Raw genomic sequence first — 13931 nt, 5'->3', positions numbered from 1 at the left:
ATGATGACATATGAATATATTTTAGTTCGTTACGGAGAGATGACGACTAAAGGTAAGAACCGCTCTAAATTTGTAAGTACGTTAAGAGATAATGTGAAATTCAAATTAAAAAAATTCCCAAACATTAAAATCGATGCAACACATGATCGTATGTACATCCAATTAAACGGTGAAGACCATGAAGCAATTTCTGAAAGATTGAAAGATGTATTCGGTATTCATAAGTTTAACTTAGCGATGAAAGTACCATCAGAATTAGAAGATATTAAAAAAGGTGCACTAGCAGCTTTCTTACAAGTAAAAGACGATGTGAAAACATTTAAAATTACAGTGCACCGTTCTGATAAGCGCTTCCCAATGAAGACGATGGAGTTACTTCCAGAAATCGGTGGGCACATTTTAGAAAATACAGAGGATATCACAGTAGACGTTCATAATCCAGATGTGAATGTACGTGTAGAAATTCGCAGTGGTTACAGCTATATTATGTGTGATGAGCGCATGGGAGCTGGCGGTTTACCAGTTGGCGTTGGCGGAAAAGTAATGGTACTTCTTTCTGGTGGTATCGATAGCCCGGTAGCAGCTTACTTAACGATGAAACGCGGCGTATCTGTGGAGGCAGTTCACTTCCATAGTCCACCTTTCACAAGTGAGCGCGCGAAACAAAAAGTAATCGATTTAGCACAAGAGTTAACGAAATACTGTAAACGTGTAACACTTCATCTTGTTCCGTTTACTGAAGTGCAAAAAACAATTAATAAAGAAATTCCATCTAGCTATTCTATGACGGTTATGCGTCGTATGATGATGCGTATTACAGAGCGTATCGCAGAGGAGCGTAATGCACTTGCAATTACGACTGGTGAAAGTCTTGGACAAGTAGCGAGCCAAACGTTAGATAGTATGCATACGATTAACGAAGTGACAAACTATCCTGTTATTCGCCCGCTTATTACGATGGATAAATTAGAAATTATTAAAATCGCTGAAGAAATTGGCACATATGATATTTCAATTCGTCCATACGAAGACTGCTGTACAGTATTCACACCAGCAAGCCCAGCGACGAAACCGAAGCGTGAGAAAGCAAATCGTTTTGAATCGAAATACGATTTCACGCCGTTAATTGAAGAAGCTGTAGCAAACACAGAACAAATGGTATTACAAACAGTAGAAGTAGTGGCGGAAGAAGAAAAATTCGAAGAACTTTTCTAAACCCATAAATTACCACATTCAAATGTGCATGAAGTCATGTTGTTTATCACACTCTATACTCACAAGGAGGTGATACAACATGGCAAGCACAAATAAATTAGCAGTGTCTGGTGCTCAAGCAGCATTAGATCAAATGAAATATGAAATCGCTCAAGAGTTTGGTGTTCAACTTGGAGCTGATGCAACATCTCGCGCTAACGGTTCTGTTGGTGGCGAAATTACTAAACGTCTAGTTTCACTAGCTGAGCAACAATTAGGCGGTTACCAAAAATAATTCCATATACGATGGCTTAGAAAGAGCGGGTTTTCCCGCTCTTTCTTTTTGTTGTGTCGCTTTTTGTCGGTAAGTCGATATCACCTGTCGAAACGTTGATATATTTAGTTTTACGTCGATATATTCCAAGTTATGTTCGATATATTTGAAAAATTGTCGATATAGTTTCATTTACCAATTCGGCAAAACTGAAAAATTTGTCAAAATAAGAGGGTTCAAAATTTACTGAAAATTCTTTATTATATAAGGGAGGCATAGAAATAAAGGAGGATGTTTATGAAGAGAGAGGAATTGTTGGCGCCACCGTCTTATAATTTAGTTTCGGAAATAGAGAAATATACAGGCGATAAAGAGAAGCTTGCTTTAATTTGGCAAGATGATAAAGGAAATAGACGAGAGGTTACATATTTTGAATTAATGCAAGGTGCGAATAAAATTGGAAACGCTTTTATAAAAAGTGGCTTACAAAAAGGGGACAAGCTCCTTATTATGATGCCGCGCTTAATTGAAGCTTACATGACGTATATCGCTGCGATTAAAGCAGGATTTGTCGTTATTCCAAGCTCAGAAATGTTGCGTAAAAAAGATATTGAGTATCGTATTGGGCACGGGGAAGTGAAGGCAATCGTCAGCTACGAACCGTATATTGGACAATTTGACGAGGTAGAGGCGATGGACTCTCTTCAAAAATTCGTTCTGAGCGAGCGATCAGTAGATGGATGGACAAACTTAAAAACAGCATTAGAAACAGAAAGTGACATGCTAGAAATAGCGAAGACAGATAAAGAAGATATGGTCTTTTTATCTTATACGTCAGGGACGACAGGAAATCCAAAAGGAGTTGTTCATACGCATGCATGGGCATACGCACATTTACGTACAAGTGCTCCAAACTGGCTTGGAATTGAAGAAAATGATGTTGTATGGGCAACGGCTAGTCCAGGTTGGCAAAAGTGGATTTGGAGCCCGTTTTTAGCGACTCTCGGTTCAGGTGCAACAGGATTTGTATATCACGGTAAATTTGAGCCGAAAACGTATTTAAATTTATTAGGTGATAACAAGGTGAATGTGCTTTGTTGTACGCCGACTGAATATAGATTAATGGCAAAGGTAGAAAACTTAAGTGAATACAATTTAGAGGCGTTACATAGCGCTGTATCAGCAGGTGAACCGTTAAACAGGGAAGTCATTGAAACGTTCCAAAGGCATTTCGATATTACGGTAAGAGACGGCTATGGGCAAACGGAAAACACGTTACTTGTTGGTATAATGAAAGGGATGGGCATTAGACCAGGATCAATGGGAAAACCGACGCCAGGAAACCATGTTGATATCGTAAATGAGGAAGGGATTCCAGTACAGGTAGGAGAAGTTGGTGATATTGCGGTTCATATTGAAACACCAGCACTCTTTAAACAATATTATAAAGATGATGAACGCACAGCGATGCAATTCCGCGGCGATTATTATATTACCGGTGACAAAGCGAAAAAAGATGAAGACGGCTATTTCTGGTTTGAAGGACGCGGAGATGATATCATTATTAGCTCTGGTTATACAATCGGACCGTTTGAAGTAGAAGATGCACTTGTAAAACATCCATACGTAAGAGAATGTGCTGTTGTCGCAAGTCCAGATGAAATTCGCGGAAGTGTCGTGAAGGCATTTATCGTATTAAGAGAGAATATACAAGAGAACGAAGAAACATTAATTCCAGTGCTTCAAGAACACGTCAAAGAACTGACTGCACCATATAAATACCCTCGCAAAATTGAATTTGTAGATGAACTACCAAAAACGATTTCTGGAAAAATTCGCCGTATTGAACTTAGAAAACAAGAGATGGAGCTTCCTTCAAAATAATTTCGAAAATGAAGGGGTAAATAGTTGAATAAGATGTAAAACGTATGATATTATAAAATCGAACACAAGTTCTGTTTTAAAAACTTAAAAAAGAGGTGTCCGTATGATTTTAGGTATCAATCCGTACTTAGTTTTAGATGGTAGTGGGCAAGAAGCTGTACAGTTTTATAAAGAGGCATTAGATGCAAAAGTAGAAGTAATGCAAACTTTTGGTGACATGCCTGAAAATCCAGAATACCCGATTCCAGCTGAAGCGAAAGAGCGCGTTTTACATGCGCATTTAAAAGTTGGTAATACGGAACTTATGATTTCTGATACATTCCCAGGTAAAGGGCATGCGATTGGATCTCAAGTAACGATTGCAATTCGAATTAGTAATGCAGAGAAAGCAAAAGAAGTATTTGATAAGTTACAAGAAGGTGGAGAAGTTTTAATGCCACTTCAAGAAACTTTCTGGAGCCCAGCATACGGACAAGTAAAAGATAAATTTAGTATTGAATGGCAAATTACAACGAATCCTACTGAACAAAAATAATTTTTGGAAAGCACCATTTTTTAATCGGAATGGTGCTTTTTTTATACACTTTAATTTAGACTAAAGGAAAAAGGGGATGAGTATATGGGAGAAATTTGGCATGGTGGAACCATTTATACAATGAGAGAAGAAAATGAAAAAGCTAAAGCTATTTACGTTGAAAATGGCATCATTGTTGCTGTGGGGAATAAGGAAGAACTAGAAAGCCAATATTCTGCGGTGAAGTTGTATGATTTAAAAGGGAAAACAATGATTCCGGGGCTCGTTGATAGCCATATGCATCTTATTGGGCATGGGGAGAGGTTGATTCGTCTAGATTTATCAAATTGTACATCTTATAGCGAAGTGCTTATTCTTGTTCAGAAGCGAGTAGAAGAAGCTCCACAAGGAACATGGATTATTGGGGAAGGCTGGAATGAAAATAATTTTACAGATACAAAGCATGTTCATATACGTGATTTAGATGAGATTTCTAAAGAGCATCCGATTTTATTAAAGCGCGTTTGTCGTCACGTTACATGGGTGAATTCATACATATTGGAACAAGCGAACATAACAGAAGCGACACAAGACCCGAAAGGCGGGAAAATTGGTCGTGATGCGTCTAATAAGTTAACAGGACTTTTATATGAGCAAGGACAAGAGTTAATTAAACATGTTCAGCCTGAAATAGATGGAGTGTATTTGCAAAGCGCGTTACAAACAGCTATTTTAGACTGCTGGCAATACGGGTTAGTTGGCGGACATACGGAAGACTTAAATTATTATGGTGGCTTTCAAAAAACGTATAATGCGTTTTCGCATGTTATAAACGAAATGCCATTTAAAGCACATTTACTTGTTCATCATGAAGTAGCGAATGAACGAAACGAATATGAAAATGAGCATTATATTGAATTTGGAGCGATGAAAATTTTTTCTGACGGCTCTTTTGGCGGAAGAACGGCTTTATTAAGCGAGCCGTACGAAGATGCGAAGGAAACGAATGGAGTTGCCATTTTTTCACGTGAAGAGCTTGCAGAGTTAGTGAAGAAAGCACGTGATTTACAAATGCCGGTTGCCATTCATACAATCGGTGATTTATCGCTTGAATATGTAATTGATGCGCTTGAATTATATCCACCTGCAGAAGGATTGCGTGACCGTATTATTCATTGCCAGCTTGCTCGTGAAGACTTAATTGAAAGAATGAAGAGTTTGCAAGCAATCATTGATATTCAGCCTGTCTTTGTATCGTCGGATTTTCCATCAGTTATTGAAAAACTAGGAGAACATCGCCTTCGTTATGCATACGCTTGGAAGACATTACTCGATGCGGGATTACATTGTAACGGAGGATCTGATGCTCCAATTGAACAAGTAAATCCGTTTTTAGGCATATATAGTGCTGTTACACGTCGAAGCTTTATTGACGGTGTATGCTATATGCCAGAAGAAAAGTTAACGGTATATGAGGCAGTTTCTTTGTTTACGACAGGAAGTGCATACGCAATTGGCAAAGAAGCGAAGCGGGGGCAAATCGCAAAAGGATATGAAGCAGACTTTACGATATTAGATCGCAACATATTTGAAATTGAGCCAGAAGAAATAAAAGAAGTACAAGCAGAAATGACCGTCATTGATGGGGAGATTGTGTATAGAAAAGATGTGTGAAAGTATATTAGCGATTTTCGGAATATATCGACCGCAACTCAAAATATATCAGTGATTTTTAAAATATATCGATTTACCGATAAAAACTGACAATGATATGAGGCTGTGCGCCAATAGCGGGGGAAATAAATAACCCTCGAATTATGGGATTTCCATAATTCGAGGGTTATTTTATTACTATAAAAACGTTCTCTGTACTTTTTCCCAGAAGGAATTATTTTTTAGTTTAACAGTTTTAATTTGTTTATCGCTTAATCGAACAACGGCTTTTTCCACTTGTTTAATGCTAAGTGCTTCGTTATCCATTCCGATAACAGGATAATCATTTCCATCTGGTCTAAGTTTTAAAGTTAACGTACGTTCGTGATTTAAAAGAAACGGTGATCCGAGTGTACGGTATGTGTTGTTATTTAAAGATGCTAGTTCGCTTACTTGGAAACATGGGATAAGTGGATCGACAACTGCACCATGTAATGATTTATTATAAGCGGTACTTCCTGTTGGTGTGGAGATAACTAATCCATCACCTCTAAATGTTTCGAAATATAAATCGTCGACGTGTACATCTACGACAAATGTTTTAATGATGCTAGAGCGTAATGAGAACTCATTTAAACAATGGAAAGATGTGCCGTGATCTACATCTACTTTAATTGTTGGATACTTTCGCACTTCAATTTCATTTTTTGTAATTTCTTGAAGGGCTGTATCAACGTGGTCAATATGGAAATCGCAGTAGAAAGAAATTTCATCTTTCGTCGAAATACCTGCGTATAAGCAATCTTCTCTAAAACCAGTTTTGCGAACGGCTTGTAAGAAAGTTCCATCATCTCCAACGCTGACGATAGCGTTTGCATTTTTTGGATGATCTAATATGGTAAATCCATTCTCCTCTAAAATACGATATATTGGTTTCATTTTTTCAACGAGCGTTACTTTGTCATCACCATAAAAGAAAAATAAATTGCGACGATCTGCCATTATGTATCCCTCCACTGCAGTCAAATTTTCTAATCTTAGTGCTGCATATCATGAGAGTGTATTCTGAATGATATGCTCAAATAGTATATTTCGATATAAAATGTCAAAATTCCTTTTTATTTTTAGAAAAATTTTTATATTCAATTTTATAAAAGGTTGTTTAATGATGAATAAACTTGTCGATAATGGGTATGGAGTGAAAGGATGGTACGAATGAAATGGCTCGTAATTGGAATGATAATTCTTCTACTTTTTATTTTGCTAATACTACTATCGAAAATATCGCTTAAGGTGACGTTTTTATATTCAGAAATGGAAAAACAGTGTTTATTTCAAGTGAAAATATGGATGATTCGATATACGTTTGATGTATTGGAAAGAATTGAGAAACAGCAGAAAAAGACAGGGCAAAAAATCGAAAAAGCTGAAAAAGATGGCGGAATAGATAATAAAATTATGGCACAACTTGATAGCATTGGAGAACTGATAAAAAAGCTTCAAGAAGTTCATACTATTCTTAAAGATTTTCTCAAACGAGTGAAAATCAATGGTTGGAAATGGCATTCGCAAATTGGAGCAGGCGACGCAGCTAGTACTGGAATTGTCACTGGATATGCATGGGGGACAAAAGGAATGGCTGCTGGAGTTGTAGGACAATATATGCATATTGTCGACGTACCAGAATTTGAAATTACACCTGTTTTTCAAGGGAAGGGATTTGCATCAAGATGTGAATTAACGGCTTCCTTTCATATATTTCGTACTGTGAAAACAGGGGTAAAACTACTCATGTTTATGAGAAAGCAAAAGTCTGGTATGGCAGATAAATCTGTTCAAGCATAGGGGGGATATAGAATGGACCATCCAATTCAAGGCTTAATGACAACCGCAATGCAGCATTTAAAACAAATGACTGATGTAAATACAATTGTTGGTGATCCAATTAAAGCGGCAGATGGAAGTGTAATTCTTACCGTTTCAAAAGTAAGTTTTGGATTTGCTGCTGGTGGAAGTGAATTTGGAAAAGTAGAACATTCTGGTCGTCATCCATTTGGAGGAGGTAGCGGTGGTGGAGTTTCCATTAATCCAGTTGCCTTTCTCGTTATAAATGGAGAAGGTGTGAAAGTTTTACATTTAGATAAACAAACACATGTTATTGACAAAATAATTGAATTAGCGCCACAAGCTGTTGATAAAGTGAAAGAAATGATGGATAAACGAAAAGAAGATGATCCAGAATTTCAAATTTAATGAGTAAAGAAGCTAATCAATGGATTAGCTTCTTTATTTTTTTGTAAATGAAGCGATTTTATTTGCATTATCGATAGGGACAAACTATCATTTACATTGTACATATTTTGTTTAAATAAGGGAGGATTTTTAAGTGGCAAACGTAACTTTTAAAGGTAACCCAATTACTTTAGTTGGAACAGAAGTTAAAGTTGGCGACCAAGCGCCAAACTTCCAAGTATTAGCAAATGACTTATCTCCAGTAAGTTTAGAAACATACAAAGGTGAAGTGAAATTAATTAGTGTTGTACCTTCAATCGACACAGGTGTATGTGATGCACAAACTCGTCGTTTTAACCAAGATGCAGCAGGTATTGAGAATGCGAAAGTATTAACAATTAGCGTTGATTTACCATTCGCTCAAAAACGCTGGTGTGCAGCTAACGGTTTAGAAAATGTTGCGACACTTTCTGACCACCGTGACCTTTCATTCGGTGAAGCTTACGGCCTAGTAATGAAAGAACTTCGTTTACTTGCTCGTGCAGTATTCGTAGTAGATAGCAATGACAAAGTAGTTTACGTAGAATACGTAAGCGAAGGTACAAGCCATCCAAACTATGAAGCAGCATTAGAAGCAGCAAAAGCTGCGAAGTAATGTAAAAGAAGACGACCTCTAATTAAAGTTTTACTTTAGAAGAGGTCGTCTTTTCTCATATATTGTTAACAGGACCAATATATGAGAAAAGACGTTACATCATAAACAACTTGAAGGGGAGCTCTTTAGAAGAGGTCGCTTTTTCTTTTTGGAAAAAATCACTTTGTGGTATGATATAGGTTATGTGTAAATGAGAGAAGGAGGAATGTACGTGAGTCAGGCAGTAGAAACATTATTTTCTATTTTTGATTCTTCTACGGTAGTTTTACGTAAAGAATTAGATGTAACATATTTAGAGGCGCTTGTAGAAACAGGTGATAACTTGTTTGAAGGAGCGATTTTACAAGAGGAATTATCCGAATCAACAATTGAAAGGTTGAATCGTGAATATAGTACGTTTAATGAAGAAACATATAAAGGTGAAGAAATTCGTAAAGCATTTCAGCTAGCCATTTTAAAAGGAATGAAAGAAGGCGTGCAAGCGAATCACGAAATGACGCCTGATGCAGTTGGAATGTTCATGAGCTACTTATTCCATAAATTTATGCAAGGTCAAAAAGAAATTACTGTTTTAGACCCTGCAATTGGAACAGGTAACTTAATGACTACAGTGTTTAATAGTGCCAAAGAAGGACTAGCAATGAGTGGATTTGGTGTAGAAGTGGATGAAGTGTTAATCAAACTTGCTTTAGTAAATGCGAATTTACAAAAGCATGCAATCGAATTCTTCCATCAAGATGGACTAGCACCACTTTATATCGATCCAGTTGATGCAGTTGTTTCAGATTTACCAATTGGTTACTATCCAAATGAAATCGGTGCAAGTGAATATACATTAAAAGCAGACGAAGGAATGTCATATGCGCATCACTTGTTTATTGAACAAAGTGTGAAACATACGAAAGAAGGCGGGTATTTATTCTACTTAGTACCAAACTTCATTTTTGAAAGTGATCAAGCGCCAAAACTACATGCATTTATTAAAGAAACATGCTTTATTCAAGGGTTGTTACAGCTACCTGTTTCCATGTTTAAAAACGAGAAAAATGCAAAAAGTATATTTGTTCTCCAAAAGAAAGGCCAGGGTGTAACAATGCCGAAACAGGCACTACTAGTGGAATTACCTAAATTCTCTAACATGAAGGCTATGGAGAACATTATGGATCAATTAAATACTTGGTTTGCAACACATAAATAATACAATATATATGTAACAGGGTTAGTATCTAATATAGTACAGTTGTATATGATATATAATATTTTTTAATATATACAAGATTAAACTGAATTTTTTTGAAATCTGTAATATATTTTTTTTCTTGGTGTTACAATTTTTTCACTTGAAATATATGTCGTACGATGTTTAAATTAAAATCGTGAGTATAAAATTTACTGATGATGAAACGTTTTCATTATGAGTGAATTTAATTAGATAAAATCGAGCGGTTTGTGGAATGATCCACACAACTACCAAGAAAAAAGGGGCGAAAGACTAGATGTCAAAAATCATCGCGATTAACGCAGGAAGCTCTTCCTTAAAATTCCAATTATTTGAAATGCCAAGTGAAACAGTATTAACAAAAGGTTTAGTAGAACGTATCGGTTTAGAAGATAGTATCTTCACAATTACTGTGAACGGTGAAAAACAAACAGAAGTAACAAGTATCCCAGATCATGGAGTAGCAGTTAATATGTTACTTAACAAATTAACTGCAAATGGAATTTTGAAATCTCTTGATGAGATTAGTGGTATCGGTCACCGCGTTGTACACGGCGGCGAAAAATTTGATGATTCTGCTTTAATTACTGATGAAGTATTAGCAGAGATCGAAAATTTAAGCGAATTAGCACCACTTCATAATCCAGCACACGTTGTTGGTATTAAAGCGTTTCAAGCAGTACTTCCGAACGTACCATCAGTAGCAGTATTCGATACAGCATTCCATCAAACAATGCCGGAATCTGCATTCCTATACAGCTTACCATATGAGTACTATGAGAAATTCGGCATCCGTAAATACGGTTTCCACGGAACTTCTCATAAATATGTAACACAGCGTGCAGCTGAATTATTAGGTCGTCCACTTGAAAGCTTACGTTTACTTTCTTGTCACTTAGGTAATGGTGCAAGTATCACAGCAGTAGAAGGCGGTAAGTCTATCGATACTTCTATGGGCTTCACTCCACTTGCTGGTGTAACAATGGGTACACGTTCTGGTAACGTTGACCCTGCGTTAATTCCATATGTCATGGAAAAAACAGGCCAAACGGTAGAAGAAGTAATTAACGTATTAAACAAGAAGAGTGGTATGTTAGGTCTTACTGGTTACTCTAGTGACCTACGTGATATCATTGCGAAAGAAGAAGAAGGCGACCACCGTGCGAAAGTAGCACTTGACGTATTCGTAAGCCGTATTCACAAATACATCGGTTCTTACACAGCTCGTATGAAAGGTGTTGACGCAATCATCTTCACAGCTGGTATCGGTGAGAACAGTGCAGTTATTCGTGAGCGCGTATTAGAAGGCCTTGAGTACATGGGCGTATACTTCGATGCAAAACGCAATAACATCTTTGGTGAAGAAGCATTCATCAGCTTCCCACACTCTCCAGTAAAAATTATCGTAATTCCAACTGACGAAGAAGTTATGATTGCTCGTGACGTATTACGTCTTGGAAACATTGGTTAATATATGCATGAAAAAGACGAGATCCTAAAGGATTTCGTCTTTTTTCTTTTGGATAAACTTTATGATTCCATCCGGATATAGTACTTTTTCCTTTTGAATGAATGCAGTGATGGGGATCCATTTTGCATAGGAAGATGTTTGTTCATCATATATGGGGAGTATTTCTGTTGTATGTAGTGATGTATTTAAAAGGTGGATTGTATATAGTTGAATAATCTCATGAGCAATTTCATCATCTGCATGAAAAATGTTTTCCAAGCAACCTAAATAATCGATAATTTCCACTTCTGTATGAAGTTCCTCTTTAAACTCCCGAATGACTGTTTCAGCCGATTTTTCTCCGAGTTCAATTGATCCACCAAGAGGTCGGTAATATGTTTCATCGGCCGTGCTATACTCTTGTACGAGAAGGAAATTATCTCGTATTACAATACCGAAGGCCTTTGCACGTGGATACATGTATGTGATCGCCCCTTATTCATTAATATGTGGATAATTATAATTTGAAATATGGAGAAAATCACCTTTTTATTCAATTGGTTGAGCTAATTGTAAAGAATAAGCGGAAATATGTTACAATAGAAAAAAATCGAACGAGGTGGTTGTTGCGATGCGATCGAAGCGAGAACAAGCCATTTTAGAAAATATAAAAGAGTGGGAAGGGCAATTAGTAGAGCAAGAAGCGACTGATTTTCAAAAAATGTTTGATAAGTGGTTGCATACTACAATTACGAAACTGCCTGAGAAAAAACGAAAAGATTTCTTTGCGAAAGCAGATGGATGGCTCTTTCATTTGCATGCACTCATTCAAAGTTCGCAATCACAGTTAGATGCACGTAATCGTATTTTAGGAACATCGAGATTATTTGATGAATCAATTGAGCAACTTGAAGATTTGAAGGCGTTATCTATTGATCAATTAACATACATAGCAGAGCAGCAAACAGCACGTCATCGTCTATATTCATTCGTACAAGGCGGGGCAACAGGTGCTGGCGGTCTATTATTATTAACAGCTGATTTTCCGGTTATGATTGCGTTAAATGTGAAGGCTGTACAACTTATTGCGACATCATTTGGGCATGATGTGAACAAGCCGTATGAAATGATGCTCGCGTTGAAAGTATTCCATGCAGCATTATTACCAGCAAGACTTCAGCAATATGCATGGTACAATTTACTGAGAGAACTCGAGCAAGAAGATTCATTCTTTTATGAAGGAGACGAAGAAGTGTTAAAGCCAGCTTCTACGGAGGTTGTGTTAAAACAAATTTTGAAGACATTTTCGATTTATGCTCTTCGTCGTAAATTACTCCAAGGTATTCCTGTACTCGGAATGGCAATTGGCTCTACAGTGAACTATCGCTTAACGAGGAATGTTACTGAATTTGCAAATAAGTTTTATCAAGTACGCTACATATTAGAAAAAGAAAAGAGAGCATGAAAAAAAGCGAGAGGCCGAAGCCTTTCGCTTTTTAGTTTGTCGCATGTTTTTTGGACATTGGAATAGATACTGGTTGCTTTTCTGCTTTTGGATAGTAAATTAAATCCAATGTTTTTGCCTGTACGGCAATCGAAAGAATAGTAAAAGCGATTTCTGTCCAATTTAAATAATATAATGAAAGCGCAAGAACAATCGCGTCAAAGACGAAGAAAATTTGCCCAATTGTAAAACGAGTTCGTTTACTTAATACAATTGTTAAAATGTCGTCTCCACCGGTTGCACCGCCAAATCGCAATATAAAACCGAGTCCAATACCAGCTAAAGCACCGCCAACTATTGCAGCTATAAATAAATTATTTGATAAGTCTACCGTAAAAGGAGAATAATTTTCCATAAGGGAATAAAATACTCCGAATGAAATTGAACCTAAGAATGAATAGCCAACCATTTTTTTACCTAAAAATGAAGCGCATAGTAAAATAATAGGGATATCCATTATTACAGTTGAAATAGATGGTGAAATATCATAAAAATTTTGGATGAATAGTGCAATACCTACAAAGCCACCTTCTGTTAAGTGGTTTTGGAAGTGAATGTGATATAGCGCTGCTGCTAAAATAAATGAACCGATTAAAACCATAAAAACTTCTTTAATAATTTGTCGACTTTGGATGTTCCTCATCGTTATTCCTTCTTTCCGTAGTTAGTAGTCCTTTTTTGTGTTGTAAACTAACTACGAGCTCACATGTAGCTTTCAGTTAGTTTACGAAAAAACTAACTACGCTATATGTCGCTGAAGAAATAACGAATAATCCTCTCGTCCATCAATTCTCCCTACCTTCGTTTTAGTTTAAGTCTTAAAACGACTAAACAAAACGTGGAGTAGGATTCGTCATTTAGCAATCCTGCTCTTCTTTGTTTTGTTTAGCTAGTAACAATTAAGTCCTAAACAAAACGCTATGTGTAAGAAGAGTCTTTTTTTTGCCAAATTATCCTTCGGGCAATCATAATTTCCCCACTCTCGTATTTTTTTCGCTAGACTAAAGTATCTGAGCTGAAAAATACGCTACGTGTATGATTCGTCAATACGATGCCACATGCTCCTTCGAGCGATCATGATATCAAAATCCCTTCCTTCAAGATTTATATTATTATATCATACTTTCAAAAAATGTATGCGGATGGAAACCGACAATAAACGGAGGGAATCTACAAAAATTGTTATGTTTAAATATTTTTGTAGAAAAGCCTAAGCTATTCCGTAAGATTGGACAGTTTTTAAAGTTTGTCCAATAAGTAAGAAAAGATGGGTCTTTATTCAGTGGTATTGTTCTTATCACTTTTATCTTTAAAAAATGCATCCCAGCTAATCACACTTAAAAAAGTTAAAG

Annotated in this window: 14 protein-coding genes; 11 read left to right on the top strand and 3 right to left on the bottom strand. The window is 36.6% G+C overall.

Annotated elements, in window-relative coordinates; translation table 11 throughout:
• The 5 genes from thiI to ACTFQM_RS18035 all read left to right on the top strand — a co-directional run bounded on the left by thiI (position 1) and on the right by ACTFQM_RS18035 (position 5540).
• A complete protein-coding gene (thiI, locus tag ACTFQM_RS18055; RefSeq protein WP_178938794.1) occupies positions 1–1215 on the top strand; it encodes a tRNA uracil 4-sulfurtransferase ThiI in 1215 nt (404 codons plus the stop codon).
• Positions 1216–1294: 79 nt separating this feature from the next.
• A complete protein-coding gene (locus ACTFQM_RS18050) occupies positions 1295–1489 on the top strand; it encodes an alpha/beta-type small acid-soluble spore protein (protein ID WP_000168891.1) in 195 nt (64 codons plus the stop codon).
• Between the two features lie 276 nt (positions 1490–1765).
• On the top strand, positions 1766–3352 hold the full coding sequence (gene mbcS / locus ACTFQM_RS18045; RefSeq protein WP_002173768.1) for an acyl-CoA synthetase MbcS: 1587 nt from the start codon (positions 1766–1768) through the stop codon (positions 3350–3352).
• A gap of 103 nt (positions 3353–3455) precedes the next feature.
• Complete coding sequence (locus ACTFQM_RS18040) at positions 3456–3887, top strand: VOC family protein (protein ID WP_440035462.1); 432 nt, start codon at positions 3456–3458, stop codon at positions 3885–3887.
• A gap of 84 nt (positions 3888–3971) precedes the next feature.
• Complete coding sequence (locus ACTFQM_RS18035; RefSeq protein ID WP_440035461.1) at positions 3972–5540, top strand: amidohydrolase; 1569 nt, start codon at positions 3972–3974, stop codon at positions 5538–5540.
• A gap of 177 nt (positions 5541–5717) precedes the next feature.
• Here ACTFQM_RS18035 and ACTFQM_RS18030 read toward each other — a convergent pair whose 3' ends face one another.
• On the bottom strand, positions 5718–6521 hold the full coding sequence (locus ACTFQM_RS18030) for an NAD kinase (protein ID WP_002173765.1): 804 nt from the start codon (positions 6519–6521) through the stop codon (positions 5718–5720).
• Between the two features lie 204 nt (positions 6522–6725).
• On the opposite strand from ACTFQM_RS18030, the gene ACTFQM_RS18025 reads away from it, so the two are divergent.
• The 5 genes from ACTFQM_RS18025 (at position 6726) to ACTFQM_RS18005 (ending at position 11096) form a co-directional block, all read left to right on the top strand.
• Entirely contained in the window at positions 6726–7364 is a 639-nt protein-coding gene (locus ACTFQM_RS18025; RefSeq protein ID WP_440035460.1) for a DUF2953 domain-containing protein, read from the top strand.
• A 12-nt stretch (positions 7365–7376) separates the two neighbouring features.
• Entirely contained in the window at positions 7377–7772 is a 396-nt protein-coding gene (gene ytfJ, locus ACTFQM_RS18020; RefSeq protein ID WP_000350005.1) for a GerW family sporulation protein, read from the top strand.
• A 133-nt stretch (positions 7773–7905) separates the two neighbouring features.
• A complete protein-coding gene (gene tpx / locus ACTFQM_RS18015) occupies positions 7906–8406 on the top strand; it encodes a thiol peroxidase (RefSeq protein ID WP_042980312.1) in 501 nt (166 codons plus the stop codon).
• A gap of 211 nt (positions 8407–8617) precedes the next feature.
• On the top strand, positions 8618–9604 hold the full coding sequence (locus ACTFQM_RS18010) for a class I SAM-dependent methyltransferase (protein ID WP_440035458.1): 987 nt from the start codon (positions 8618–8620) through the stop codon (positions 9602–9604).
• Between the two features lie 298 nt (positions 9605–9902).
• Positions 9903–11096, top strand: a complete 1194-nt coding sequence (locus ACTFQM_RS18005) for an acetate kinase (protein ID WP_178938799.1) — start codon at positions 9903–9905, stop codon at positions 11094–11096.
• 24 nt (positions 11097–11120) lie between these two features.
• Here ACTFQM_RS18005 and ACTFQM_RS18000 read toward each other — a convergent pair whose 3' ends face one another.
• A complete protein-coding gene (locus ACTFQM_RS18000) occupies positions 11121–11555 on the bottom strand; it encodes an NUDIX hydrolase (RefSeq protein WP_440035457.1) in 435 nt (144 codons plus the stop codon).
• Positions 11556–11706: 151 nt separating this feature from the next.
• Here ACTFQM_RS18000 and ACTFQM_RS17995 point away from each other — a divergent pair, with 151 nt between their 5' ends.
• A complete protein-coding gene (locus ACTFQM_RS17995) occupies positions 11707–12540 on the top strand; it encodes an EcsC family protein (RefSeq protein WP_002173758.1) in 834 nt (277 codons plus the stop codon).
• 31 nt (positions 12541–12571) lie between these two features.
• On the opposite strand, the gene ACTFQM_RS17990 is transcribed toward ACTFQM_RS17995, so the two are convergent.
• Positions 12572–13222: a YitT family protein gene (locus ACTFQM_RS17990; protein ID WP_440035454.1), complete on the bottom strand. Its 651-nt coding sequence runs from the start codon at positions 13220–13222 to the stop codon at positions 12572–12574.
• Positions 13223–13931 lie beyond the last annotated feature (709 nt).

Origin of the sequence: Bacillus cereus group sp. MYBK30-2, from assembly GCF_051915945.1 — a bacterium.
Lineage (GTDB): Bacteria > Bacillota > Bacilli > Bacillales > Bacillaceae_G > Bacillus_A > Bacillus_A paramycoides.
The sequence above is the reverse complement of the archived record's forward strand: the minus strand, read 5'-3'. Positions and strand labels throughout refer to the sequence as shown.

Bases quoted from the DNA above. Each gene is read 5' to 3' on its own strand.
- mbcS (WP_002173768.1), top strand. From the start codon at position 1,766: ATGAAGAGAGAGGAATTGTTGGCGCCACCGTCTTATAATTTAGTTTCG.
- ytfJ (WP_000350005.1), top strand. From the start codon at position 7,377: ATGGACCATCCAATTCAAGGCTTAATGACAACCGCAATGCAGCATTTA.
- ACTFQM_RS18035 (WP_440035461.1), top strand. From the start codon at position 3,972: ATGGGAGAAATTTGGCATGGTGGAACCATTTATACAATGAGAGAAGAA.
- ACTFQM_RS18025 (WP_440035460.1), top strand. From the start codon at position 6,726: ATGGTACGAATGAAATGGCTCGTAATTGGAATGATAATTCTTCTACTT.
- ACTFQM_RS18000 (WP_440035457.1), bottom strand. From the start codon at position 11,555: ATGTATCCACGTGCAAAGGCCTTCGGTATTGTAATACGAGATAATTTC.
- ACTFQM_RS18030 (WP_002173765.1), bottom strand. From the start codon at position 6,521: ATGGCAGATCGTCGCAATTTATTTTTCTTTTATGGTGATGACAAAGTA.
- ACTFQM_RS18050 (WP_000168891.1), top strand. From the start codon at position 1,295: ATGGCAAGCACAAATAAATTAGCAGTGTCTGGTGCTCAAGCAGCATTA.
- thiI (WP_178938794.1), top strand. From the start codon at position 1: ATGATGACATATGAATATATTTTAGTTCGTTACGGAGAGATGACGACT.
- ACTFQM_RS18005 (WP_178938799.1), top strand. From the start codon at position 9,903: ATGTCAAAAATCATCGCGATTAACGCAGGAAGCTCTTCCTTAAAATTC.
- ACTFQM_RS18040 (WP_440035462.1), top strand. From the start codon at position 3,456: ATGATTTTAGGTATCAATCCGTACTTAGTTTTAGATGGTAGTGGGCAA.
- ACTFQM_RS17990 (WP_440035454.1), bottom strand. From the start codon at position 13,222: ATGAGGAACATCCAAAGTCGACAAATTATTAAAGAAGTTTTTATGGTT.
- ACTFQM_RS17995 (WP_002173758.1), top strand. From the start codon at position 11,707: ATGCGATCGAAGCGAGAACAAGCCATTTTAGAAAATATAAAAGAGTGG.